Origin of the sequence: Xanthomonas maliensis (genome assembly GCF_009192945.1) — a bacterium.
Taxonomy (GTDB): domain Bacteria; phylum Pseudomonadota; class Gammaproteobacteria; order Xanthomonadales; family Xanthomonadaceae; genus Xanthomonas; species Xanthomonas maliensis.
The window spans coordinates 104,288-127,407 of sequence record NZ_NSET01000053.1; the positions used below are offsets into that span (position 1 = coordinate 104,288).

Annotated in this window: 21 protein-coding genes; 11 read left to right on the forward strand and 10 right to left on the reverse strand. The window is 67.2% G+C overall.

Annotated features, from left to right (window positions below; all coding sequences use genetic code 11):
- Positions 1–67: 67 nt before the first annotated feature.
- Complete coding sequence (gene gluQRS / locus CKY51_RS16690) at positions 68–952, reverse strand: tRNA glutamyl-Q(34) synthetase GluQRS (RefSeq protein WP_022974661.1); 885 nt, start codon at positions 950–952, stop codon at positions 68–70.
- 112 nt (positions 953–1,064) lie between these two features.
- On the opposite strand from gluQRS, the gene htpX reads away from it, so the two are divergent.
- The gene (gene htpX / locus CKY51_RS16695; protein WP_022974660.1) at positions 1,065–1,943 is read left to right on the forward strand and encodes a protease HtpX; all 879 of its coding nucleotides are present in this window, start codon (positions 1,065–1,067) and stop codon (positions 1,941–1,943) included.
- A 78-nt stretch (positions 1,944–2,021) separates the two neighbouring features.
- On the opposite strand, the gene CKY51_RS16700 is transcribed toward htpX, so the two are convergent.
- The 3 genes from CKY51_RS16700 to CKY51_RS16710 all read right to left on the reverse strand — a co-directional run bounded on the left by CKY51_RS16700 (position 2,022) and on the right by CKY51_RS16710 (position 5,903).
- Entirely contained in the window at positions 2,022–4,091 is a 2,070-nt protein-coding gene (locus CKY51_RS16700) for an EAL domain-containing protein (RefSeq protein ID WP_022974659.1), read from the reverse strand.
- A gap of 85 nt (positions 4,092–4,176) precedes the next feature.
- Positions 4,177–5,358: a BaiN/RdsA family NAD(P)/FAD-dependent oxidoreductase gene (locus CKY51_RS16705; protein ID WP_022974658.1), complete on the reverse strand. Its 1,182-nt coding sequence runs from the start codon at positions 5,356–5,358 to the stop codon at positions 4,177–4,179.
- Positions 5,355–5,903, reverse strand: coding sequence for a YaeQ family protein (locus CKY51_RS16710; protein ID WP_022974657.1), 549 nt, complete (start codon positions 5,901–5,903; stop codon positions 5,355–5,357). The genes CKY51_RS16705 and CKY51_RS16710 overlap by 4 nt, the downstream gene beginning before the upstream one ends.
- 582 nt (positions 5,904–6,485) lie before the next feature.
- Here CKY51_RS16710 and CKY51_RS16715 point away from each other — a divergent pair.
- Together CKY51_RS16715 and CKY51_RS16720 are read left to right on the forward strand one after the other, a co-directional pair.
- Positions 6,486–6,695: a cold-shock protein gene (locus CKY51_RS16715; RefSeq protein ID WP_152249523.1), complete on the forward strand. Its 210-nt coding sequence runs from the start codon at positions 6,486–6,488 to the stop codon at positions 6,693–6,695.
- Between the two features lie 156 nt (positions 6,696–6,851).
- On the forward strand, positions 6,852–7,550 hold the full coding sequence (locus tag CKY51_RS16720; protein ID WP_022974655.1) for a glutathione S-transferase: 699 nt from the start codon (positions 6,852–6,854) through the stop codon (positions 7,548–7,550).
- Between the two features lie 22 nt (positions 7,551–7,572).
- On the opposite strand, the gene CKY51_RS16725 is transcribed toward CKY51_RS16720, so the two are convergent.
- Positions 7,573–8,478 (reverse strand): alpha/beta hydrolase, encoded by a 906-nt coding sequence (locus tag CKY51_RS16725; protein WP_031341027.1) that lies wholly within the window; start codon positions 8,476–8,478, stop codon positions 7,573–7,575.
- A 169-nt stretch (positions 8,479–8,647) separates the two neighbouring features.
- Here CKY51_RS16725 and CKY51_RS16730 point away from each other — a divergent pair, with 169 nt between their 5' ends.
- The gene (locus tag CKY51_RS16730; RefSeq protein ID WP_022974653.1) at positions 8,648–10,204 is read left to right on the forward strand and encodes a protein adenylyltransferase SelO; all 1,557 of its coding nucleotides are present in this window, start codon (positions 8,648–8,650) and stop codon (positions 10,202–10,204) included.
- Between the two features lie 87 nt (positions 10,205–10,291).
- Entirely contained in the window at positions 10,292–10,852 is a 561-nt protein-coding gene (locus CKY51_RS16735; protein ID WP_022974652.1) for an adenine phosphoribosyltransferase, read from the forward strand.
- Positions 10,853–10,901: 49 nt separating this feature from the next.
- Here the strand turns inward: CKY51_RS16735 and dbpA are convergent, their stop codons facing one another.
- Together dbpA and CKY51_RS16745 are read right to left on the reverse strand one after the other, a co-directional pair.
- Positions 10,902–12,278, reverse strand: a complete 1,377-nt coding sequence (gene dbpA / locus CKY51_RS16740; RefSeq protein WP_022974651.1) for an ATP-dependent RNA helicase DbpA — start codon at positions 12,276–12,278, stop codon at positions 10,902–10,904.
- A gap of 133 nt (positions 12,279–12,411) precedes the next feature.
- The gene (locus CKY51_RS16745; RefSeq protein WP_022974650.1) at positions 12,412–13,470 is read right to left on the reverse strand and encodes a YeiH family protein; all 1,059 of its coding nucleotides are present in this window, start codon (positions 13,468–13,470) and stop codon (positions 12,412–12,414) included.
- 118 nt (positions 13,471–13,588) lie between these two features.
- Here CKY51_RS16745 and CKY51_RS16750 point away from each other — a divergent pair, with 118 nt between their 5' ends.
- Positions 13,589–14,470 (forward strand): LysR substrate-binding domain-containing protein, encoded by an 882-nt coding sequence (locus CKY51_RS16750; RefSeq protein WP_022974649.1) that lies wholly within the window; start codon positions 13,589–13,591, stop codon positions 14,468–14,470.
- A 33-nt stretch (positions 14,471–14,503) separates the two neighbouring features.
- Positions 14,504–16,399 carry an ATP-binding cassette domain-containing protein gene (locus CKY51_RS16755; RefSeq protein WP_152249524.1) on the forward strand — a complete coding sequence of 632 codons (1,896 nt, stop codon included), beginning with the start codon at positions 14,504–14,506 and terminating at the stop codon, positions 16,397–16,399.
- A 26-nt stretch (positions 16,400–16,425) separates the two neighbouring features.
- Here the strand turns inward: CKY51_RS16755 and CKY51_RS16760 are convergent, their stop codons facing one another.
- Together CKY51_RS16760 and CKY51_RS16765 are read right to left on the reverse strand one after the other, a co-directional pair.
- Positions 16,426–16,851, reverse strand: a complete 426-nt coding sequence (locus CKY51_RS16760) for a barstar family protein (RefSeq protein ID WP_022971954.1) — start codon at positions 16,849–16,851, stop codon at positions 16,426–16,428.
- Positions 16,848–17,291: a guanyl-specific ribonuclease gene (locus CKY51_RS16765; RefSeq protein WP_031339472.1), complete on the reverse strand. Its 444-nt coding sequence runs from the start codon at positions 17,289–17,291 to the stop codon at positions 16,848–16,850. Before CKY51_RS16765 ends, CKY51_RS16760 begins: the two co-directional genes overlap by 4 nt.
- Before the next feature lie 254 nt (positions 17,292–17,545).
- On the opposite strand from CKY51_RS16765, the gene CKY51_RS16770 reads away from it, so the two are divergent.
- Positions 17,546–18,157, forward strand: a complete 612-nt coding sequence (locus tag CKY51_RS16770) for a superoxide dismutase (RefSeq protein ID WP_152249525.1) — start codon at positions 17,546–17,548, stop codon at positions 18,155–18,157.
- A gap of 79 nt (positions 18,158–18,236) precedes the next feature.
- On the opposite strand, the gene CKY51_RS16775 is transcribed toward CKY51_RS16770, so the two are convergent.
- Positions 18,237–19,070: an inositol monophosphatase family protein gene (locus CKY51_RS16775; RefSeq protein ID WP_022971956.1), complete on the reverse strand. Its 834-nt coding sequence runs from the start codon at positions 19,068–19,070 to the stop codon at positions 18,237–18,239.
- Between the two features lie 115 nt (positions 19,071–19,185).
- On the opposite strand from CKY51_RS16775, the gene CKY51_RS16780 reads away from it, so the two are divergent.
- From CKY51_RS16780 to CKY51_RS16790, 3 genes are read left to right on the forward strand one after another with little or no spacing between them, the layout of a single operon-like run.
- Positions 19,186–19,959, forward strand: a complete 774-nt coding sequence (locus tag CKY51_RS16780; protein ID WP_022971957.1) for an RNA methyltransferase — start codon at positions 19,186–19,188, stop codon at positions 19,957–19,959.
- 51 nt (positions 19,960–20,010) lie between these two features.
- The gene (locus tag CKY51_RS16785) at positions 20,011–20,940 is read left to right on the forward strand and encodes a phosphate/phosphite/phosphonate ABC transporter substrate-binding protein (protein WP_031339474.1); all 930 of its coding nucleotides are present in this window, start codon (positions 20,011–20,013) and stop codon (positions 20,938–20,940) included.
- The gene (locus CKY51_RS16790; protein WP_022971959.1) at positions 20,937–23,054 is read left to right on the forward strand and encodes a putative bifunctional diguanylate cyclase/phosphodiesterase; all 2,118 of its coding nucleotides are present in this window, start codon (positions 20,937–20,939) and stop codon (positions 23,052–23,054) included. The genes CKY51_RS16785 and CKY51_RS16790 overlap by 4 nt, the downstream gene beginning before the upstream one ends.
- Positions 23,055–23,120: the final 66 nt, after the last annotated feature.

Consider the following 23,120-nt stretch of genomic DNA (forward strand, 5'->3'; position numbering starts at 1 on the left):
CAATGAGCAGGTGGGCGGGAGGGCCCGCGATACCGCGCCGGCAAGCGCGACTGGCTGGCAATTCTAGTCAAGCTGGGGGCACGATTGTGCCTGGCGGGAGGCGGGCTGGCAGTTGGCGCGGACAGAACTGCCGCACCGCCTCCTGCAACAGCCGCTCGAGCGGACCGTGCCGGGGCAGCATGCTCTGGTCCTGACCCAGCGCGCGCCAGGCCGCGCGCAGGGCTGGCAGCGGGTCGTCATCGTCCACGGCCGGTGCCGCATGCGACTTGGACAGCTTGCGCCCATCGGCGTCCAGTACCAGCGGTAAGTGCAGATAGCGCGGTTGCGGCAGTCCCAGTGCCCGCTGCAGCAGCAGCTGGCGCGGCGTGGAGTCCAGCAGGTCGGCGCCGCGGACCACATCGGTGATGCCCTGGGCGGCGTCGTCGACCACGGCCGCGAGTTGATAGGCCCAGTAACCATCGGCGCGACGCAGCACCACATCGCCGACCTCGGTATGGACGTTCTGCTGCACATGACCTTGCAGGCCATCGTCGAAGCCGATCGACGTGTCCGCAGGCACCCGCAGGCGCACCGCGCGGCGGTCGCCCAGGGGCGCGACGCAGCGGTGATGGATGCCGCCCATCGCCGCCAGGTCGCTGCGGCTGCAACTGCACTCGAAGGCGTGCCCGGACGCCAGCAGCGAGGTCAGCGCCTCGTTATAGACCGAGGCGCGATCGGACTGGTACAGCACCGGCCCATCGGGCTGCAGGCCGAACGCGGCCAGGCTGCGCAACTGGCTGGCGCTGGCCCCGGGCTGGGCGCGCGGGGGGTCGATGTCCTCGATTCGCACCAGCCACTGGCCACCGGCCTGGCGCGCCAGCAGCCAGCTGCCGAATGCGGCCAGCAGGGAACCGAAATGCAGCGGGCCGGTCGGCGAAGGAGCGAAGCGGCCGCGGTAGGGGGCGAGGGACATGGACAGCTGAATCCTCGGTCAGGTGGTCGCTTGATTTCAAGCCGCGATGGCCGCAAATCGACAGCAGTTCAGTCAGCCCAATCCAGTTAGAGCCTAGGGAGCCACTGTCGTCATGTTCAACCGCATCGTCCTGTTCCTTCTCACCAACTTCGCGGTGCTGATCCTCGCCGGCATCGTCATGTCGGTGCTGGGCGTCAATCCGGCGCAGATGAGCGGGTTGTTGGTGATGGCCGCCATCTTCGGCTTCGGCGGCTCCTTCATCTCACTGCTGCTGTCCAAGTTCATGGCCAAACGCAGCACGGGCGCGCAAGTGATCAGCGAGCCGCGCACGCCGACCGAGCGCTGGCTGCTGGAAACCGTACGTCGCCAGGCACAGCAGGCAGGCATCGGCATGCCCGAAGTCGCCGTTTACGACGGCCCGGAGATCAACGCCTTCGCCACCGGCGCCAACCGTAACAACGCCCTGGTGGCGGTCTCTACCGGCCTATTGCAGAACATGAGCCAGGACGAGGCCGAGGCCGTGCTCGGACACGAGATCGCCCACGTCGCCAATGGCGACATGGTGACGATGGCGCTGTTGCAGGGCGTGCTCAATACCTTCGTGATCGTGCTGGCGCGAGTGGTCGGTGGAGTGATCGACAGCGCGCTGTCCGGCAACCGCGACAGCGGCCGCGGCTTTGCCTACTTCATCATCGTGTTCGCGCTGGAGATGGTGTTCGGCCTGTTCGCGACCATGATCGCGATGTGGTTCTCGCGTCGTCGCGAATTCCGGGCCGATGCCGGCGGCGCCCAGCTCGCTGGCCGCGGCAAGATGATTGCGGCGCTGGAGCGGCTGTCGCTCAACCACGGCCAGAACACGCTGCCGTCGCAGGTGCAGGCGTTCGGCATCTCTGGTGGGGTGGGCGAGGGACTGCGCCGCCTGTTCCTCAGCCATCCGCCGTTGAGCGAGCGCATTGCCGCGCTGCGCGCTGCCAACGGCACGGTGATGTAATCCCTTGCGTATCGCCCAAAGCAACGACAAGGCCCGCCGATTGGCGGGCCTTGTCGTACGACGATCGTAGCGACTGGATCAGCCGAATTCGTAGTTCATCAGTGGCCCGGTCGGGGCGACGAAATCGCCTTGCACGTAGTCCACGCCCGCACTGAAGAAGCTGCTCATCGACTGCGCGTCGGCGACGAATTCGGCGATCGTCAGGATGCCGGCCGGCTGTGCGCGCGAGGTGATCTCGCGGATCTTCTCCTGGCTCTCGCGGGTGGCCGAGATATCGCTGGTGATGCCGCGATCGAGCTTGAGGAAGGCTGGCTGGAAATGCGCCAGCAACTGGAACGAGTCCAGACCCGAGCCGAACTGCTCCAGGCCGACCTTGCAGCCCATCGCCGACACCGCCGCCAGGAATTGCTGGGCATTGCGCAGATGGGTGAACACCTTCGACTCCGGCGTTTGCAGCCATAGCCGTTCGCCCGGTACGCCGTGCGTGGCCAATTGCTCGCGGATGATGTCGAGCATCAGCGGGTCGGCGAAGGAGTTGGGGCCGATGCGCACCAGCAAATGGGTCGGTCGTCCCGCACGCTGGCGCTCGCCGAGCTGGCGGATCGCACGGGCCACCACCCAGCGGTCGATCTCGGTGATCAGGTCGTGTTCCTCGGCGATCGCCAGGAAGGCGGCCGGCGACATCATTTCGCCGTTGCGCTCCAGGCGCAGGAAGGCCTGATACAGCTCCAGTGGCTCGCCCTGCAAATTCAGCACCGGCTGGTAGTGCAGCAGGAAGCCGTCGCCAGCCAGGGCTTCACGCAGATGCTCCACCCAGCGCTGGATGCGTTCTTCTTCGGCGCGGTCCGCGGCTGCCGGGTCGTAGATACTGACCGCATTGCCGCCCAATTCGGCGGTGGTGCGGACGGCCTCGGTGCCGCGATTGAGGACCTGGCCGATGCTGGCGATCTTCTCGCCGATCTGCACGCCGCCGATGCTGACCGTGACCGTCGAGGAGCGCTCGCCGACACTGAAGACATGCTGGGCGAAGGCGTCGCGCACCTGTTCGGCAAGCGCATGGGTGCGCGCGTAGTTGCCGTCCATCAGCAGCGCGAAGCTGTGCTCGCCGAAGCGGGCGGCCAGTACGCTGTCGTCGAGGATGCTGGCCAGATGCGAGGCCAGTGCGGCGATCAAGGCATCGGCCGAATCCAGGCCGATCTCCGGCAGGATGCGCGCATAGTGGTCGGGCGCGATCAGCAGGAAGCCGGACTGGCCTTCGCTGCGGCCGGCACGGGCCACCGCCTGCTCCAGCGCCACCATGAAGGTGGGGCGATTGAGCAAGCCGGTGACCTGATCGCGCTGGCGCAGGTCCTCGACCTCGCGCGCCAGCTCTGGGTCGAATTCCTCGCGGCGCCGGAACACCACCTGGATGCAGGGCTCGCCCTCGTAGGTGGCGGTGGCGAATTCCATCGTCGCCGGGAAGGTGTCGCCTTCCAGGCGGCGCGCGTCCACCTTGTACTGTGCCGGTGGCGGCTCGCCCTTGGACATCGACTTCAGCAGCTGCTTGAAATCGTCCACGTACTGAGCGGCGATCATGTCGAGCAGCGAGACGCCTTCCACGTCCTCGAACGACTCGAAGCCGAACATTTCCAGATAGGCTTCGTTGGCGCGGATGTGCATGCCTTCGTGCACGTAGGCGATCGGATCGCGCGAAGAGGCGATCAACGCATCGCAGCGGCGCTCGGTTTCGCGCATCTGCGCCTCGATGCGACGCAGTCCGCGACGCGCCCGCAGGTCGGCCCATTCCGAACGCACCAGTGCCAGCAGGTGCTCGGGACGGTGGCGTAGGGCGATCGCCCGCACGCCATGCGCGGCGGCTTCCACCAACGCCGCCTCCTCGATCCGTTCGGCCAGCAGGATCACCGGGATGTCCTTGCCGCTGCCGGCGATCTGCGCCTGCAGTGCACTCATCGGGATTTGCTGAGTCTGGCCCTGCAGCGCCAGGTCGATCTGGCCGGACAGCATGCCAGCGAGCTCTTCCTGGGTCTGGGGGCGCGAAGGCCGCACGGCGATGCCGCCGTTGCGCAGCGTGGTCACGATCGCTTCCGCACTCTCGACGCTGTCTTCGACGATCATCAGGCGGAGAGTGAGGTCTTTTCCTTTCTGCATGCGCGACTCCTGGAGACGGGCTTTAATACACGAAGGAGGCAATGGGCGTCCATGGATGTGGAGGCCGCCGCAGCCGGGCTGAGACTCAGGCCACGCTTCCGGCCGCATGTCCGGAGGCCCAGGCCCATTGGAAGTTGTAACCGCCCAGCCAGCCGGTGACGTCCAGAACCTCGCCGACGAAGTAGAGTCCTTCAACCAAGCGTGACTGCATGGTGGCACTGGAGATCTGATCGGTGTCCACGCCACCGAGGGTGACTTCAGCGGTCCGATAGCCTTCGGTGCCGCTGGCGACCAGCGGCCAGGCCGAGAGCGTGGCCGCGGTCTGCTGCAGCTGCGGGGGATCGAGCTGGCGCACTGGCTTGTCCGGCAGCCAGACCTCGCACAGTCGCTGCGCGAACCGGCGCGGCAGCACCTCGGCCAGCACGTTGCGCAACTCGGTGGCGCCGCGCTGCTGCTTTTGCGCCTGCAGCCAGGCGGCTGCGTCCTCGCCAGGCAACAGGTCCAGGCGCAGATCGTCGCCGGGTTGCCAGTACGAAGAGATCTGCAGGATCGCCGGCCCGCTGAGGCCACGGTGGGTGATCAGCAGCGCATTGCGGAACCGCGCGCCATTGCAGGCGGCCTCGACAGTGAGAGACAGCCCCGACAGATCCTGCAGGCGTTGCTGATGGGTACCGCTGAGGGTCAACGGCACCAGCCCGGCGCGGGTGGGCAGGACCTGGTGGCCGAACTGCCGTGCCAGCGCGTAGCCGAAGCCGCTGGCGCCCATGCTGGGGATCGACAGCCCGCCGCTGGCCACGATCAACGACTGCGCGTGGATCCGTCCCCGGCTGGTCTCTACGCTGAAGCCATCGCTGTCGCGCTGGACCGAGGTGATCGCACACTCCGTCTGGATCTGCACGCCAGCGGCCTGGCATTCGTCCAGCAGCATGCGCACGATCAGCTTGGAGGACACATCGCAGAACAGCTGGCCCAGTTCCTTCTCGTGATAGGCGATGCGATGACGCTCGACCATGTCGACGAAGTCGGCCGGTGTGTAGCGTGCCAGCGCCGACTTGCAGAAGTGCCGGTTGGCGGACAGGAAGTTGCCGGGCGCGGTCCCCAGATTGGTGAAATTGCAGCGGCCGCCGCCGGACATCAGGATCTTCTTACCGACCTTGTTGGCATGGTCGATCACCAGGACCTGCCGGCCGCGCCGTCCCGCGGTGAAAGCGCTCATCAGCCCGGCGGCGCCGGCGCCGATCACCAACACGTCGTAACGCGTGCTCATTCGGCTGGCGACTGCCGCACGATCGGGGTCAGGGTCACGCTGCCGTGGTCGGCGAGCATCTGCACCTCGCCATCCTGGATGATCACGTCGAAGCGCATGCCGCGCTGGATCAACGCCCCGAGCGCTTCGGTCGCGCTCGACTCCAGTTCCAACACGCGCAGGTTGCGATAGCGGGCGAGCGCATTGGCGTGGCGCTTCCACCAGGCTTCGGTCGCCTGGCCGCCATAGCCGACCACCACCACCTCGCGCGAGCGGTTGCAGGCCTTGCGCACGCGGCTCTCGTCCGGCTGGCCGAGGTCGATCCACAGATCGGGGTCGCCGGTGTAGTCGCGCCGCCACAGGTCGGGCTCATCGTCGTTGCTGAGGCCGCGGCCGAATTCCAGTCGCTCATCGGCAAACAACGCGAACGCCAGCAGCCGCACCATCAGGCGTTCGTCGGTTTCCGAGGGGTGTTGCGCGAGGGTGAGCGAATGGTTGGCGTAGTAGCCACGATCCATGTCGCTGATCTGCAGTTCCGCCCTGCGGACGGTGGCGGTGAGAGCCATGGGGGTGCCGGTTGCAAAGACTTCCCATGATACGCGCCGACGCGTCGGCACTGGTGGAGGGCGGTGCGCGGTCTGCCAGGACGGCCGCGAGGCGCTGAACCATCTCCTGCTGTGCGTGGACGCTGACCGCGAGGATATCGCTGGCGGGAGAATTCGGTGTGGCGCGCCGCTGCGCCGTTGAAGGGACCGACGGCGAGTCGCCGTCCTGGGATGGGCCGGCAGTGCAGCGCCTGTGAGACTTGGGGCTGTGCTACTGAGCCCGATCATGCGCAATAATGTTGTGCAGTGCAGCGGGCAATGTTTGCCGTGCCCTATTCAGCTCTTTGCCTAGGGTCGGGAAGTCCCCGATAGGGGTCGGATTTGGCCCGATAGAAAAAGATTTGACAGGGGGTGTCGCTTTTTGCTCGAAACACGAGTACTGTGCACGCACTGTGTTTGCAAGGGTCACCGTGAATCGTGGCCTGGTGCAGCCGGATCTCCCCGATCTCGCTCCATCGTTCCGCTTTACCAACGCCTGCAACTCAGTCTCAGCACCGGCATTCGGATGCTGCGATATCCATCAACAGTTCAGGAGTTTGTAAAATGGCAGATCGTCAGAGCGGTACCGTGAAGTGGTTCAATGACGCCAAGGGCTTCGGCTTCATCACCCCGGAAAGCGGCCCGGACCTCTTCGTGCACTTCCGCGCCATCCAGGGCACCGGCTTCAAGTCGCTGCAGGAAGGCCAGAAGGTGACCTTCGTCGCCGTGCAGGGCCAGAAGGGCATGCAGGCTGACCAGGTGCAGGCGGTCTAATCCGTCTGCAACCTTCGGGTTGCCTCGAACGCCGATCGCGCAAGCGGTCGGCGTTTTTCGTTGATGGCTGCACTATCGCGAAGACGGCGCGGGCGGGAGACAGGTCGCTGACGCCAGCCTTGGTAGGGTAGGCGCTTTCCAGCTCTCTCCCTGCCCATGATCACCGTCCACCATCTCAATAACTCCCGCTCGCAGCGCGTGCTGTGGTTGCTGGAGGAACTGGCGCTGCCGTATCAGCTCGTGCGCTATGAGCGCGATGCCAAGACCATGCTGGCGCCGCCGGCGCTGCGGGCGATCCATCCGCTGGGCAAGTCGCCGATCGTCGTCGATGGCGACCGCACCGTCGCCGAATCGGGTGCGATCCTGGAATATCTGACCGATCGCTACGACACCGAATGCGCGCTGTCGCCGTCGCCACGGCCGTTGGACGCGCCCGAACGCCTGCAGTACCGCTACTGGATGCATTACGCCGAGGGGTCAGCCATGCCGCCGTTGCTGATGACGCTGGTGTTCGGGCGGATCCGGAGTGCGCCGATGCCGTTCTTCGCCAAGCCCATTGCCCGCGCCATCGTCGACAAGGCGATGTCCAGCTTCGTTGGTCCGCAGGTCCAGCTGCATCTGGACTGGATGGAGCAGACCTTGCAGGCGCAACTGTGGTTTGCCGGCGAGCGGTTTACCGCCGCCGATATCCAGATGAGCTTTCCGGTCCAGGCGGCGGCCGCGCGGGGCGGCGGGCTCGATCGCCATCCGCGGCTGCAAGGCTTTCTGGAGCGCATCGAGGCGCGGCCGGCCTACCAATTGGCGCTGCAGAAAGGCGGCCCGTTCGCGTTGATGGGCAGCCAGGGCGGCGACTGAGCGGCCCTGGCTGCCTGCATGCTCAGGAGTGCGCGGGCGACCCGCCGGCCGCGGCCGGCGCATGGCAATGTTGCAGGAACTCCAGGCTGTCGCGCAGCACGGCCGACTGCGCGGGTTGCTTGCGCAGCGCCAGCACGATGCCCATGTGGCCCATGCCGGGGTAGACCTTGAGCTGGGCGTTGCCGCCGTGGCGTTGCACTGCCCGTTGCAGCGAGATGCTGTTTTCCAGTTCGACGACCCGGTCGGCATCGCCATGCAGCAAAAGCATCGGCGGTTCGTCGCCGCCGACGTAGCGCACCGGCTGCGATTGCCGCTGTGCGCTCTGCGCCTGGCCGAAGATCTCGACCAGCTCGGGATCGGTCATGGGCAGGAAGTCGTAGGGGCCGGCCAGGCCGATGACCCCGCACAGCTGGCGCGGTTGCATCCCATGCGCCTGCAGCCAGTGCGCGTTGGTGCCCAGCAGCGCGGCCATGTGTGCGCCTGCCGAGTGGCCCATCACTGCCAGGCGGCGTGGGTCGCCACCGTAGTCGCGTGCATGGCGGTAGCCCCAGGCGGTGGCGCTGGCGGCGTCGCTCATGAAGCCGGACAGTCCCACCTGCGGATACTTGCGGTAATCGGCGACCATGGCCACCACCCCCTGGCTTGCGAGCGTACGCCCCACCCAGCGGTACTGGGCACGGGTGCCGCGCTTCCAGGTGCCGCCGTGGAAGAACACCACCACCGGCGCATCGTGGGCGTCGCGTGGCTGGTAGACGTCCAGCGCCAGCCCGTGCGCTGGATCGAAGACCTGGCCGGGATGCTCGACGATGCCGGCGCGGCTGGCAGTGGCGTTGAGGCCGCCGAAGAACACGCTGCTGCAGGCGCTCAGCGTCAACGATCCGAGCAGGAGCAGGGCGGGGCGGAACCAGTGGAGAGAGCGCGAGAGCATCGGGTCGTGAGCTAGCGAGGGCAGGGACAGATAGCGGGTCGGTCGTCGTCGCGGTGTGCAGGACGCGTCTGCTTGCGCGACACGTTGCAGTGAAGACGGCAGCGTGGCGATCACGCGCAGCGACGGTGGCCCATGGCGGGTTCACCGTCGCTGGCCTAGTCTGGCACGCATGTCTTCCATGCAATTCGACAACTCTCTGCGCGCCAGCCTGCCTGGCGACCCGGAGTCCGGGCCGCGCCGGCGCGAGGTGCAGGCGGCTTGGTCGTCGGTGCTGCCAACGCCGGTGGCGGCGCCGCGTTTGCTCGCCTATTCGCCGGATGTGGCCGAGCAACTCGGTCTGGGGCCGGCCGACATCGCCAGCGCGCGCTTTGCCGAGGTCTTCGCCGGCAATGCGCTCTATCCCGGCATGCAGCCGTGGGCGGTGAACTATGGCGGGCATCAATTCGGCAATTGGGCTGGCCAACTGGGCGACGGGCGCGCGATCTCGCTCGGCGAGGTCATCGGTCGCGATGGCGCTCGCCATGAATTGCAACTCAAAGGCGCGGGGCCCACGCCGTATTCGCGCGGCGCCGACGGTCGTGCGGTGCTGCGTTCGTCGATTCGCGAATTCCTGTGCAGCGAAGCGATGCATCACCTGGGAATTCCCACTACCCGCGCGCTGAGCCTGGTGGCGACCGGCGATATGGTCGTGCGTGACATGTTCTACGACGGTCATCCACGGCCCGAGCCGGGGGCGATTGTTTGCCGCGTCGCGCCCTCGTTCGTGCGTTTCGGAAACTTCGAATTGCCGAGCGCGCGCGGGGACCTGACGCTACTGCGGCGATGGGTCGATTTCACCATCGCCCGGGATTTTCCGCATCTGACCGGCGAGGGCGAAGCGCGCGATGCGGCCTGGTTTGCCGATGTGTGCCGGCGCACCGCCGAGATGGTGGCGCACTGGATGCGGGTCGGCTTCGTGCACGGGGTGATGAACACCGACAACATGTCCATTCTGGGCCTGACCATCGATTACGGCCCGTATGGCTGGATCGACGACTACGATCCGGACTGGACGCCGAACACCACCGACGCGCATGGCCGCCGCTACCGGTTCGGCACTCAGCCGCAGGTGGCGTACTGGAACCTGGGGCGGCTGGCGCAGGCGCTGGCCCCGTTGTTCGCCGAGGTGGCGCCGCTGCAACAGGGGCTGGAAGCGTTTCGGCTGACCTATCTGGCCTGCGAACGCCGCGATGCCGCCGCCAAGCTCGGCCTGGCCGAGTGCGGCGAGGCCGACCTGCAACTGCTGGACGATCTGCGGGCGCTGATGCGCGACGCCGACATGGATATGACGCTGAGTTTCCTGGCCCTGGCGGAGATTGCGCCGGGGCGTGTGGATGCGGCCGTGTTGGAGCCCGCTTTCTACGACGCCGGCAAGGGCGTGGCGCAGGCCGAGCGGCTGCAGCAGTGGTTGCAGCGCTACGCCGAGCGCATTGCGCAGGATTCCTTGCCCGCCGACGAGCGCCGCGAACGGATGCGGCTGGCCAATCCGCGCTTCGTGTTGCGCAATTATCTGGCCCAGCAGGCCATCGATCGGGCGGAGCAGGGCGATCTGAGCGAGGTGCAGAGCTTGCTGGAGGTGATGCGCCATCCCTACGACGCGCGGCCGGCGCTGGCCCGCTACGCGGCACGGCGGCCGGAATGGGCCCGTGACCGTGCCGGTTGCTCGATGCTGTCGTGCAGTTCCTGACGCGCTCATCTCTGCCACGCACGCCAACCGGACCCAAGCGGGTCGCGCCGGCCTAAACTAGGCGCCCCCCACTGGTCCACCATCGCCATGAACGACTGCAGCCGCTGTGGCAGCACCGCCGCCTCGGAGCCCAATCACTGGGCCGACCGGATCCGTGACGTTGCCGACTTTCCCAAGCCAGGCATCGTCTTCAAGGACATCACGCCGTTGTTGTCCGATGGTCCCGATTTCGCCTCGGCGCTGGACGAGATGGCCCAGCCCTGGCGCACCACGCCGTTGGATGCGGTGCTCGGCATCGAGGCGCGCGGTTTCATCCTGGGCGCGGCGCTGGCGCGCGAACTGCGCACCGGTTTCGTGCCGGTGCGCAAGCCCGGCAAGCTGCCCGGGCAGACGCTGGTGCAGGAATACGCACTGGAATACGGCACCGACCGCATCGAGATGCATGCCGATGCGCTACCGCGTGGCGCGCGCGTGCTGGTGGTGGACGATGTGCTCGCCACCGGTGGCACCTTGCGCGCCGCCCTGGGGCTGGCCGCGCAACTGGGATTGGAAGTCGTAGGCGCGGCCGTGCTGGTCGAACTGCGTGCACTGCAAGGCCGCAGCCGGTGGGCCGACGACGTCCCGCTGCTGGCCACGCTGGCGTACTGAGCCGGTCGATCGAAGCCTGGCGCCGCCGCGGCGCGCCAGGCGGGCAGGCTTAGAGCTTGCTGACCCGGAAGCGGCGTCCCTTGATCTTGCCGGCCTGCAGATGCGCCAGCGCCTTGCTCGCCTGCGCACGGGCGATGGCGACGTACGAGCGGGTGGGGTAGATGGCGATCTTGCCGATCGCTGCGCCCGACAATCCAGCGTCGCCGGTCAGCGCGCCGAGGATATCGCCGGCGCGCAGTTTGTCGGTCTTGCCGCCGTCGATGCGCAGGGTCGTCATCGCTGCCTGCGGCAGTTGCGCCGGACGGGCCGTGGCCAAGGGCGCGCGCGACCAGTTCAGTGGCTGCCCGGCCTCGGCTTCCAGCGCCTGTGCGCGCGCAAGCTCACGCGGCGCGACCAGACTCAGCGCCAGTCCGCGCTTGCCGGCGCGGCCGGTGCGGCCGATGCGGTGGCGATAGCTTTCGGCATCGGTCGGCAGTTCGTAGTTGATCACTGCGGCCAGGTCTTCGACATCCAGGCCACGCGCAGCCACGTCGCTGGCCACCAGCACGTTGCAGCTGCGATTGACCAACCGCAGCAGCACTTCGTCGCGGTCGCGCTGTTCCATGTCGCCGTGCAGGGCCAGCGCCGAGAAACCGAACTGCTGCAGCGAGCCGGCGACCTCGTCCACTTCCTTGCGGGTATTGCAGAACACCACGCTGGATTCGGGATTGAAGCGCAACAGCAGCCCGGCCACGGCCTTCTGGCGATAGGCCGGATCGACCTCGAAGAACTGCTGGTCGATCTCCGGCGTGGTATCGGCACCGGCGACGGTGACTTCCACCGGCGTGTTGAGCAGTTCGCGCGCCAGGCTGCGAATTGCCTCGGGAAAGGTCGCCGAGAACAACAGGCTCTGGCGATGCTTGTCGCAGCGGCTGGCAAGTTCGCGGATGGGTTCCTCGAAGCCCATGTCCAGCATGCGGTCGGCCTCGTCCAGCACCAGCGTGCGCACGCGGCCCAGATGCAGGGCGCGCTTGCGCGCCAGTTCCTGCAGGCGGCCGGGAGTGCCGACCACGACCTGCGGATCGTGCGCCTCCAGCGAGGCCAGTTGCGGCGCCAACGGCGTGCCGCCGGTGAGCACCAGCAGCTTCATGTTGGGAATGCCGGTGGCCAGCTTGCGTAGCTGCTGACCGACCTGGTCGGCCAACTCCCGCGTCGGGCAGACCACCAGCGCCTGCGCGCGCGGCTCGGCCGGATCGAGCCGATGCAGCAGCCCCAGGCCGAACGCGGCGGTCTTGCCGCTGCCGGTCGGTGCCTGGGCGATCACATCCTGTCCAGCGAGGATGGCCGGAAGGCTTTGCGCCTGCACGGGGGTGAGGGTGGTGTATCCCAGGGCGTCCAGGCCGGGCCGCAGTGCCTGGCTGAGCGGCAGGTTCGAGAAATCAGTCATTGCCCATTGTACCTGCGCCGCTTCACACAACGGCTTGCCGCGACGCCGCGACGCGATGTGCGCACCGTCGGCACTCGGCAACGGCGCGATTCCGCCGACCGCCGCCGGTGCTGCCAGCAGACATGCGCCAGGTTCAACCCAGTATTGCCCGCACCAGTTGGTCGATGGCCAGGCCGCCCAGCAGCAGCCAGACGAACAGACACAGCGCCAGCAACAGCGGCTTGAGGCCGGCCTGCCGCAGGGCCGAGACGTGGGTGGTCAGGCCCAGCGCGGCCATCGCCATCGCCAGCAAAACCGAGTCCAGCGACAGCAACGCAGCGCGCACCGCCGGCGGCAGCAGGGGCAGCGAATTCACGCCGGCCACGGCGACGAATCCAAATGCAAACCACGGCACCACGATGCGCGCCGCGCCGCCGGAGGGCGCTCGATCGTGACGGACCCACCACCACGACAGCGCGATCAAGAACGGCGCCAGCAGCATCACCCGCCCCATCTTGACGATGACCGCGGTGTCGGCAGCAGCCGGGCTGACGGCGTGGCCGGCCGCCACCACCTGCGCGACTTCATGCACGGTGGCGCCGGTCAACAGCCCATAGGCCCGCGGATCCATCGCCAGCCAGCCGTGGGCCTGCGCCAGCGCATACAGCGCCGGATACAGGAACATCGCGACGGTCCCGTACACAACCACCGTCGACACCGCCACGCTGACCTGTGCCGGACGGCCGCGGACCACCGGTTCAACCGCCATCACCGCCGCAGCCCCGCAAGTTGCGCTGCCGGCACCGATCAGCATGGCGGTGGCGCGCTCCATCCGGAAGACGCGCACCCCCAGCCAGCAGGCCAGGCCGAAGGTGCTGGCGACCACCAGCAGGTCCACCAGCACCCCCGCCACGCCGACCTGGCCGATGTCCTGGAAGGTCAGGCGCAGGCCGAACAGGACGATGCCCGCGCGTAGCAACCACTGCTTGGCGGCGGCCACGCCGCTTGCGCACGGTGCCGCCAGTCGGGGATACACGGTATTGCCCAGAACGATCCCGACGACGATCGCCACCGTCAGTGCGCTCAGACCATGCGTCTGCAACCACGGCAGTCGTGCCAGCGCCTGCGCGGCTGTGGCGATCAGCGCCGTCAGCAACAGGCCAGGGACGGAGGAGTGTCGGTGCCCGCCTGGCGAGGGCAGGGTGATGGACATGGGCAGGCGGGGCATCGGCGGTGTCGTGCGATAGGGGAGTACAGACAGCCTGCGCGCCTGACCGTAACCTGTAAAACAAGTAAAATCCTTTGGATCTACCTATGAAATGGGTTATCGAATGCGGCTAACCCTGCGCCAGCTGCAGGTGTTCCTCGCCATCGCCGATCGCGGCAGCACCGCCGCGGCCGGTCAGGCGATTGCCTTGTCGCAGTCGGCCAGCAGCGCCGCGCTGCAGGAGCTGGAAGCGCATTTCGGCACGCCGCTGTTCGACCGCGTCGGCCGGCGCCTGGTGCTCAACGCGCATGGCCGCGCGCTGCGTGAACCGGCGCGCGCCGTGTTGGTCAATGCGACCGACCTGGAACGGCAACTGGCCGCCGGCAGCGCGCCGTGGCCGGGCACGCCGTTGCGGCTGGTGTTGGCCGCCAGCACCACGATTGGCAACTACCTGCTGCCATCGCGGATTGCGGCCCTGCTACAACAGGTACCGCAGGCCGAGGTCGACCTGCGGATCGACAACAGCGCCGGGGTGGTCGCGGCGGTGCAGCGGCTGGACGTGGATGCCGGTGTGATCGAAGGCCCTTGTTCGGCCAATGGCTTGCAGGTGCTGCCCTGGCAGCAGGATCCACTGGTGATCGTCGCCGCTGCCGATGCGCCGGTGCGCTGGTCGCTGCCGGCGCTGCAGCGCGCGCGCTGGCTGCTGCGCGAACCCGGCTCGGGCACCCGCGCGGCGGTCGATCAGCTCTTGCTGCCGCATCTGGGCGGCTTCGCGCAGAGCCTGCAATTGGGCAATACCGAAGCCATCAAGCAGGCGGCCATCGCCGGCCTCGGCCTGGCCTGCCTGTCGCGCCATGCATTGGAGGAGCCGTTGGCGCTGGGGCGGCTGCAGGTCCTGCAGACGCCACTGCCGCCCTTGCAGCGCACCTTGTGGTTGTTGCGTCACCCTGGCAGGCAGTGGTTGCCGGGCCTGCAGGCGCTGCTCGGTGCACTGCCCACCGAATGAGCACGCGCGCGGGCCAGCCCGTACACTATGCGGATGCCTCTGATCACTCTGCAGAACGTCGACTTCAGCGTCGGCGGCCCCTTGTTGCTGGAAAAAACCGACCTCACGATCGAGCCGGGCGAGCGTATCGCCCTGATCGGCCGCAACGGTGCCGGCAAATCGACCTTGATGAAGCTGATCGCCGGCGAGCTCAAGCCCGACGACGGCGAAGTGCGCGTGCAGCAAGGCGTGCGCATCGCCCGGCTGGAGCAGGAGGTGCCGCAGGGCACCGGCGGCAGCGTGTTCGACGTGGTAGCCGACGGGCTGGGTGAATTGGGTCATTGGCTGGCCGAATTCCATCAACTGAGCCATGCCGACGTCTTCGACGGCGATGCGTTCGGCAAGGTGCAGGCCAAGATCGATGCGGCCGACGGTTGGGCACTGGATCAACGCGTCACCGAGACGCTGACCAAGCTTGAACTGGATGGCGAGGCGCAGTTTGCGCGGCTGTCCGGCGGCATGAAGCGCCGGGTGCTGCTGGCGCGTTCGCTGGTCTCGGCCCCGGACGTGCTGCTGCTGGACGAGCCGACCAACCATCTCGACATCGAAGCGATCGACTGGCTGGAGGGCTTTCTGAAAGGCTGGAGCGGCAGCGTCCTGTTCGTCACCCACGATCGCCGGTTCCTGCGCGCGCTGGCGACCCGCATCGTCGAGATCGATCGCGGCCAGGTCACCAGCTGGCCCGGCGACTGGGCCAACTACGAGCGCCGCCGCGAGGAGCGGCTCAACGCACAGGCGCAGGAGAACGCCCGCTTCGACAAGTTGCTGGCGCAGGAGGAAGTGTGGATTCGCCAGGGCATCAAGGCCCGCCGCACGCGTGACGAAGGGCGCGTGCGACGCTTGGAGTCGATGCGGCGCGAGCGCGGCCAGCGCCGCGAACTCAGCGGCAACGTGCGCATGGAAGTCTCGCAGGGCGAATCTTCTGGCAAGAAGGTGATCGAGGCCAAGGACGTGAACTTCGCCTTCGGGGCGCGGCAGATGGTGCGCGACTTCTCCACCGTCATCATGCGCGGCGATCGCATCGGCCTGATCGGTCCCAATGGCAGCGGCAAGACCACTCTGCTCAAGCTGCTGCTGGGCGACTTGCAGCCGCAGCAGGGGGAGATCCGCACCGGCACCAACCTGCAGATCGCCTATTTCGACCAGTACCGTGCGACCTTGCGCGAGGACTGGAGCGCGATCGAGAACGTGGCAGAGGGCCGTGATTTCCTCGAGATCAACGGCAAGCGAAAGCACGTGCATGCCTATCTGCAGGATTTCCTGTTCACCCCCGAGCGCGCACGCGCGCCGATCACCCGGCTGTCTGGTGGCGAGCGCAATCGGCTGTTGCTGGCACGCTTGTTCGCCCAGCCCTCCAACCTGCTGGTGATGGACGAGCCGACCAACGATCTGGACGTGGAAACCCTGGAGTTGTTGGAAGAACTGCTGGGCGAGTACACCGGCACCTTGCTGTTGGTCAGTCACGACCGCGACTTTCTCGACAACGTGGTGACCTCGACCCTGGTGATGGAGGGCGAGGGCAGCGTGGGCGACTATGTCGGAGGCTATAGCGACTGGCTGCGGCAGCGTCGCGTGCCGGCCGGCGCCGCGATGGCGGTGGCGCGCGCCTCGGCAACGGCTGCCGCCACCACGCCGTCGCCGGCCGGTGCCGCGGATGGCGAGGCCGCGCCGCGCCGCAAGCTCGGCTACAAGGAAGCGCGCGAGCTGGAGCAACTCCCCGGCCGGATCGAGCAACTCGAACAACAGGTCGCCAGCTTGACCGCGGCGATGAGCGACCCGGCGTTCTACCAGGGCGGCAGCGACGCGGTCACGGCGCACACGGCGGCGTTGAGCCAGGCGCAGGCCGAGCTGGACGCGGCCTATGCGCGCTGGAGCGAGCTGGATCGCTGAGGCTGGCTTGGGCGCCGGCGGCGACGTCAGCCGCAGGCGTTGGCAGGTGCGATGAAGGCAGCGAAGCTGCGTCCGCGCGCGGCCCAGCTGCTGGCCGCTTCGTCGAGGATGTCCAGCAGGCTATCGCGGTCGGCAGGTGCGGCAGCGGCCAGTGTCTCCAAGCCGTCCAGCAATAGCGCATAGCCACCTGGGCTCGGCAGCCAGGCCAGATCGCGCAGCGCGTCTGCCAGCGCGTCCCAATTGCGGCCGAATCCATTCGGGAAATCCAGCTGGGTCGCCAGTCGCAGTAGCAAGGTGCGCTTGTCGCCGCAGCCTGCCAGGTCCACGCGCAACGTCCGCAATCCGGCTGCGCGCGCCAACGCCGCCAGCGTGTCCAGATCGGTGGTGTCGACCTGATAGACCCCCGACTGCGCGGGATCGGCCAGATCCAGCGCGAAGTCGCCGCTGCTCATGGCGTTTGCTCCGGCGTGGGGCCCTGGAACGACCGGAAGGTCTGGTAATGATCGTCGCTGTAATACCAGGCATCGGGTGGCACGCCGCCGGTGACGATCCGGCGTGCACCGCGATCGTCGCGACCGGGAGTGTCGACGGTGTACTCGCGATACTCCCCGCGCGGCCGCTCCGGTAATCGATGCTCGCGGTTGCCGAACACGCTGCCATCCTGCGGATGCGGAAAGGGACCGCCGCGCTGGATCAAGACGATGGTGGCGATCGCCTCCGGCGGCAGGAAGGCTGGCAAGTGCGGTGGCGCGGGCGTCGGCGTCTGCGCCGCCGGCTGGGTCGCGGTGAGGTTGGGTGCGAACTGCGGCTTGGGCGTCTGCAGCACACGCATGCCCCACAGTCCAGCAGCGAGCACCGCAATGGCGAGGATCAGCAACGCGGGTTTGCGCATGGACGTTTGGCAATCTGATGACTACGAACCAGGAGTATGGCGTGACGCGACTGTGTCGCCGTTGAACATCGGGCAGACCGACGATTCACGCCCAAGTAACCGCCATCTGGTGCAAGGTGTGCGACGCACGCGCTGCCATCGGTGCGCTGGGACGAAGTTTCCCTCGCGACACCCTTGGTAAGCGCAGTCGACGTCCTTACCATCTACCCCGCAACGCCTGGCCTGTCGCCGGGCGAGACGTCCAGGAGACCCTCATGGCCTATACCCTCCCGCAGTTGCCTTACGCCTACGATGCGCTGGAACCGAACATCGATGCGCAGACGATGGAGATCCATCACACCAAGCATCACCAGACCTACATCAACAACGTCAATGCAGCGTTGGAAGGCAGCGAATACGCCGATCTGCCGGTCGAGGAGCTGGTCTCCAAGTTGAAGAGCCTGCCGGAGAACCTGCAGGGCCCGGTGCGCAACAACGGTGGCGGCCACGCCAACCACTCGCTGTTCTGGACCGTGATGTCGCCCAACGGCGGCGGCGCGCCCAAGGGCGAGGTGGCCAAGGCCATCGACAAGGACCTGGGCGGGTTCGAGAAGTTCAAGGAAGCCTTCACCAAGGCTGCGCTGAGCCGTTTCGGCTCGGGCTGGGCCTGGCTGAGCGTCACCCCGGACAAGAAGGTGGTGGTGGAAAGCACCGCCAACCAGGATAGCCCGCTGTTCGAAGGCAACACCCCCATCCTCGGCCTGGACGTGTGGGAGCATGCCTACTATCTGAAGTACCAGAACCGCCGCCCCGACTACATCGGCGCGTTCTATAACGTCGTCAATTGGGACGAGGTCGAGCGCCGCTACCACGCCGCGATCGCCTGATCTGCGTGATGGTGTAATGCAAAAGGCCGGGAGCGATCCCGGCCTTTTTTGTGTGCCAGCGTGCGGCGGCGTGCCTGGATCAGAACTTGGCGTCGAATTCGCGCGCGTAGCCGGTATTGACGATGACCTTCTGCAGGGCTTCGCTGACCTTGATGTTGCCGGCGACGATCTGGCGGGTTTCCGGGCCCAGTTGGTCCATCCGTGCCGGGGTGGCGCCCTTGTAGTCGCAGACCCGGCCGCCGGCTTCGCGCACCAGCAATACGCCAGCGGCGATATCCCAGGCCTTCACCCCCGCCTCGAAATAGGCGTCGGCGCGACCGCAGGCCACGTAGGCCAGATCCAGCGCAGCCGAGCCGGTGCGGCGCACATCCTCGGCCTGCACCAGCAGCGCATCCACGCACTTGAGCTGGGCGCTGGCGCGGGCGCGCTCGCGCGGCGGGAAGCCGGTGTGGACCATTGCTCCCTCCAGATCCTTGCGGTCGGAGATGCGGATGCGGCGATCGTTGAGCACCGCGCCAGCGCCACGGCTGGCAGTGAACAGCTCGTTGCGCAGCGGATCGAAGATCACCGCATCGGTGGGCTCGCCGTTTTCCACCAGCGCGATCGACACGCAGTAGTGAGGGAAGCCGCGCAGGTAGTTGCTGGTACCGTCGAGCGGGTCGATGACCCAGGTGTAGCGGCTATTGCTGCCGCCCTGTGCGCCACCTTCCTCGCCGAACACCGCATAGTCCGGATAGCCGCGCTTGAGCTCCTTGACGATCACCTTCTCAGCATCGGCATCCACCTCGCTGGCATAGTCCATCCGCCCCTTCTGCACCACGTTGAGCGCTTCGAGCTTGTTGATGTTGCGCAACAGGACGTTGCCGGCGAGGCGGGCGGCTTTGACCATGACGGTGACGGCGGGTTTCTGCATGGCAAAGGCTCCCGTGAAGGCAGAAGGCGAATTGGCGGAGGTGAAAGAGCAAGCCGGCGCAAGGCCGGTCGGGCAGTTTACCATCTACGGCCGTACCGCTCCCGATTCTCCGTTCATGTCCGCCAGTCAGCACATCCGTTTCGTCCTCGTCGGCACCCAGCACCCCGGCAATATCGGCGCGGCAGCGCGTGCGATGAAAACGATGGGATTGGCCCGTCTGGTGCTGGTCGCGCCGGAGCGCGCGCTGGACGAGGACGCCTATCGGCGCTCGGCCGGTGCCGAAGACCTGTTGGGCGATGCGCCGATCGTCGCCACCCTGGCCGAAGCGGTCGCCGATTGCACGCTGGTGATGGGTTGCACCGCGCGTGCGCGACGGGTCGCGCTGGAGGAACTCCTGCCCGCCGATGGCGCGCACCGTGCCGTTTCCAATGCGGCTGCGGCGGCCGAGGTGGCCATCGTGTTCGGCCGTGAGCGCACCGGGCTGACCAACGACGAGTTGCAGCTCTGCCATGCCGCCGTGCATATCCCTTCCGACCCCCAGTTCAGTTCGCTCAACCTGGCCGCCGCGGTGCAGGTGCTGGCCTATGAGGTCCGGCTGGCGCTGCTGGCCAGCCAGGCCGGCGCGTCGGCCGACACGGCGGCACCGGCGGCCGATGGCCTGCGCGAGGGGCTGGCCAGCCATGCGCAGATGGAAGGGCTGTTCGGGCAATTGGCGCAGACCCTGGACGACATCGACTTCCACAAGGGCCGTACGCCGGATTCGGCGATGCGCAAGCTGCGTCGGCTGCTGCTGCGTGCGCAGATGAGCGAGCAGGAAGTGCGGCTGGTCCGCGGCATCCTGGCCGATGCCCAGCGCATGGCCGGCCTGGCCAGACGCGAAGGACAATGACGGCTGTCACATCCGTAGAGATTCGGCTAGGCTGTCGGCGACTCTAGGGGAGTGTCCGTTTTGCGCGGTCTACGATGGTGTCTGATGGCCTGCGGGCTACTGGGCTGGGCTGGCTTCGCCTGGACGGCGGCCGCCGCGCCTTCCTCGGTGCTGGTGCTGGGCAGGATCAGCGATGATCCGTCCACCCATTACGCGCAGCTCAAACCGCTGTTGGACTACGTGGTGCCGCGCATGCGCGGGGTGGGCATCCGTCGTGGCGAGATCCTGATGGCACCGGATACTCGGCAGATGGCCAGCTACCTGCGCCGCGGCCGGGTCGATTGGGTCAGCGAAGCCACCGGTGCGGCCATGCTGCTGCAGCAACGCGGTGGAGCGCACCCGTTACTGATGACCGGGCGCGGCGGCGTGCGCGACTTCCAGACCGTGTTCTTCGTGCGGCGCGATAGCCCGATCCACTCGCTGGCGGAGTTGCGTGGGCATACCTTGGCGTTGCAGAACGTGTCGTCCACCAGCAGCTACCTGTTGCCGATGCTGGAGCTGATGCGCAACCGGCTGTCGTGCGAAATCCTGCTGTCGCCGGATGATGCGCAGGTGGCCGGTTCGGTCGGGTATGTGCTGGTCGGCTCGAAAGTGAACATCGCCGCCTATGTGCAACGGCATCTGGTCGATGCCGGTGCCTTCAGCAATCTGGACTGGGACGACGAGCGACACATGCCGCCGGCGTTCAAGCGCGAATTCCGCATCATCCATCGCAGTGCGCCGGTGCCGCGGGCGGTGGAGATGGTGCGCGCGGGCATGGATCCGGCGGTCGAGCAACGCCTGCGGGCGGTGCTGCTGCAGGCCTCCACCGACCCGGTGGCCGGCCCGGCCTTGCGACGCTTCTTCGGCACTGACGGCTTCCATCCGCTGGATGGCGCCAGCCTGCATCGCCTGGATGTGCTGGGGCGCGAGTTGCGACAGCTCAAGGCGCAAGTGGAATGAGCCGCCTGCGTTTCGGCTTGCAGGCACGCTTCCTGCTCGTCATGGCGCTGACGTTGCTGCTGGTCGGCGCCATCCTGGCCTCCTTGCTGCAGCGTCAGAGCTCGATGCAGCGCGAAGTGCGCGGTCTGAGCGAACAAATCCTCCACGAGTTGTTCGACCGCAGCCTGCGCACGCGCGGGGAGACCTTGGCGACCGAACTGGCCAATGGCCTGGCCAATCCCTTGTACTACTCGGACCTGGCCACGGTCGGCGCGCTGGTTCGCAATGCGTCGCGCCAGCAGGTGGTCAGTTATGTGCTGGTGTTCGACCAGCGTGGGCGCTTGGTCCACGACGGTGCGCCCCGTCTGCCGCACTATGGCCAGCCGATGCGCGATCCGCTGGCGGCCAAGGCGATCGCTGCGCAGGCAATGCTGCTGCAGTCCTCGCCCGAGGTGCTGGAGGTGACCATGCCGATCCATATCGGCGACCAGCGCATTGGCGGGGTGCGCGTGGGCATGTCGCGCGAGCGGGTGCGCAAGGTGGAGTCCGGCGCCAACCTCAACCTGGTCGCCAACCTCAATGCCATCGGCAAGCGTGATCTGGGGTGGTTGCTGGTATTGCTGGCGGCGTTGGTCGGGCTGGGGGTGATGTTGGCGATCTATGTGCAGCGCACCCTGGTCGCTCCGGTGCGCCAGCTGGCCGCGGCCGCGCGGCAGATCGAGCGCGGCGATTACGCGGTGCGTTTGCCTTCGCACGAGCGCAACGACGAAATCGGCGAACTGATCTCGGCGTTCGAGCGGATGAGCGAGAGCATCGCCCGGCACGATCGCGAAGTGCGGCACATGGCCTATACCGATGCGTTGACCGGCCTGACCAACCGGCTCGGCTTCCGCGAAGGGCTGACCCAGACCCTGGATAACGCGCGTCAGACCGGCAGCAAACTGGCGCTGCTGTTTGCCGACATCGACGACTTCAAGCGGGTCAACGACACCCTGGGACACGAGGCCGGCGACGAGGCCTTGCTGCAGTTCTCCAGCCGCATCAGCCGGGCAGTGGCTGCATTGGGGGGCGAGGATGCGGTGCTGGCGCGCTTCGGGGGCGACGAATTCGTGATCCTGCTGCAGAACGGCGATGTCAGTCTGCTGGCTGCCCAGCTGGCCGACCGCCTGGTGCATGAGCTGAGCCGTCCGCTGAACGTGCAGGGCAGGGAGGTGTTCCTTGGCACCTCGATCGGCATCACGCTGTTCCCCGACGATGCCAACGATGCCACCGCGCTGTTGAAGAACGGCGACATCGCCATGTACCAGGCCAAGATGGCCGGCAAGAACTGTCATCGCTTCTACAGCCGCGCGGCCGACCACGCGGTGGAGCGGCGGGTGCACATGGAGCACGAGCTGCGCGGCGCCTGGGATCGCGACGAACTGCGCCTGGTCTATCAGCCGATCTACCGCACCCGCGACCGCGTGCTGGTCGGCGTGGAGGTGCTGCTGCGCTGGCAGCATCCGGCGCTGGGCACGATTCCGCCGTCGACCTTCATCGACATCGCCGAACAGAGCGGGCTGATCGAAGTGATCGGGCCGAAGGTGTTGCGCGCCGCGTGCCTGGAGGCGGCGCAGTGGCCGCTGTTGGGCGAGGGCTTGTTCATCTCGGTCAATGTTTCGCCGCGCCAGCTGCGCAGCGGCGATCTGATCGACAAGGTCGCTGCCTGTCTGGAGGAGTCCGGCTTGCCGGCATCGCGCCTGCATCTGGAGCTGACCGAGACGGCGGTGATCGGCGACGAGATGATGGCTGCCAGCCTGCTCGACCAGTTGCACCGGATGGGGCTCAAGGTGTGGCTGGACGACTTCGGCACCGGTTTTTCCGGGCTCAGCCACCTGCGGCAGGTGCCGGTGGACGGGGTCAAGATCGACAAGAGCTTCATCGCCGACCTGCAGCGAGACCCGGACGACCTGGCGTTGACCACTGCCATCATTGGCATGGCGCACTCGCTGGGCATCACGGTCGTGGCCGAGGGGATCGAGCAGGAGGCGCAGTTCAACCTGCTGCGCGACCGTGGTTGCGATCTCGGCCAGGGCTACTGGTTCAGTCGCCCGTTGAGTGCCACGGATGTGGCCAAGCTGATCGCGGCCGGTTAGCCGGGCGTGGCGGTCCAGTGGGGTGGATGACCGCAGCCTGAGGCTGTCGGCGTTCGAGTCGGCTGC

Coding starts and splice junctions, on each gene's coding strand:
- gluQRS (WP_022974661.1), bottom strand. CDS start 952: ATGTCCCTCGCCCCCTACCGCGGCCGCTTCGCTCCTTCGCCGACCGGC.
- htpX (WP_022974660.1), top strand. CDS start 1,065: ATGTTCAACCGCATCGTCCTGTTCCTTCTCACCAACTTCGCGGTGCTG.
- CKY51_RS16700 (WP_022974659.1), bottom strand. CDS start 4,091: ATGCAGAAAGGAAAAGACCTCACTCTCCGCCTGATGATCGTCGAAGAC.
- CKY51_RS16705 (WP_022974658.1), bottom strand. CDS start 5,358: ATGAGCACGCGTTACGACGTGTTGGTGATCGGCGCCGGCGCCGCCGGG.
- CKY51_RS16710 (WP_022974657.1), bottom strand. CDS start 5,903: ATGGCTCTCACCGCCACCGTCCGCAGGGCGGAACTGCAGATCAGCGAC.
- CKY51_RS16715 (WP_152249523.1), top strand. CDS start 6,486: ATGGCAGATCGTCAGAGCGGTACCGTGAAGTGGTTCAATGACGCCAAG.
- CKY51_RS16720 (WP_022974655.1), top strand. CDS start 6,852: ATGATCACCGTCCACCATCTCAATAACTCCCGCTCGCAGCGCGTGCTG.
- CKY51_RS16725 (WP_031341027.1), bottom strand. CDS start 8,478: ATGCTCTCGCGCTCTCTCCACTGGTTCCGCCCCGCCCTGCTCCTGCTC.
- CKY51_RS16730 (WP_022974653.1), top strand. CDS start 8,648: ATGTCTTCCATGCAATTCGACAACTCTCTGCGCGCCAGCCTGCCTGGC.
- CKY51_RS16735 (WP_022974652.1), top strand. CDS start 10,292: ATGAACGACTGCAGCCGCTGTGGCAGCACCGCCGCCTCGGAGCCCAAT.
- dbpA (WP_022974651.1), bottom strand. CDS start 12,278: ATGACTGATTTCTCGAACCTGCCGCTCAGCCAGGCACTGCGGCCCGGC.
- CKY51_RS16745 (WP_022974650.1), bottom strand. CDS start 13,470: ATGTCCATCACCCTGCCCTCGCCAGGCGGGCACCGACACTCCTCCGTC.
- CKY51_RS16750 (WP_022974649.1), top strand. CDS start 13,589: ATGCGGCTAACCCTGCGCCAGCTGCAGGTGTTCCTCGCCATCGCCGAT.
- CKY51_RS16755 (WP_152249524.1), top strand. CDS start 14,504: ATGCCTCTGATCACTCTGCAGAACGTCGACTTCAGCGTCGGCGGCCCC.
- CKY51_RS16760 (WP_022971954.1), bottom strand. CDS start 16,851: ATGAGCAGCGGCGACTTCGCGCTGGATCTGGCCGATCCCGCGCAGTCG.
- CKY51_RS16765 (WP_031339472.1), bottom strand. CDS start 17,291: ATGCGCAAACCCGCGTTGCTGATCCTCGCCATTGCGGTGCTCGCTGCT.
- CKY51_RS16770 (WP_152249525.1), top strand. CDS start 17,546: ATGGCCTATACCCTCCCGCAGTTGCCTTACGCCTACGATGCGCTGGAA.
- CKY51_RS16775 (WP_022971956.1), bottom strand. CDS start 19,070: ATGCAGAAACCCGCCGTCACCGTCATGGTCAAAGCCGCCCGCCTCGCC.
- CKY51_RS16780 (WP_022971957.1), top strand. CDS start 19,186: ATGTCCGCCAGTCAGCACATCCGTTTCGTCCTCGTCGGCACCCAGCAC.
- CKY51_RS16790 (WP_022971959.1), top strand. CDS start 20,937: ATGAGCCGCCTGCGTTTCGGCTTGCAGGCACGCTTCCTGCTCGTCATG.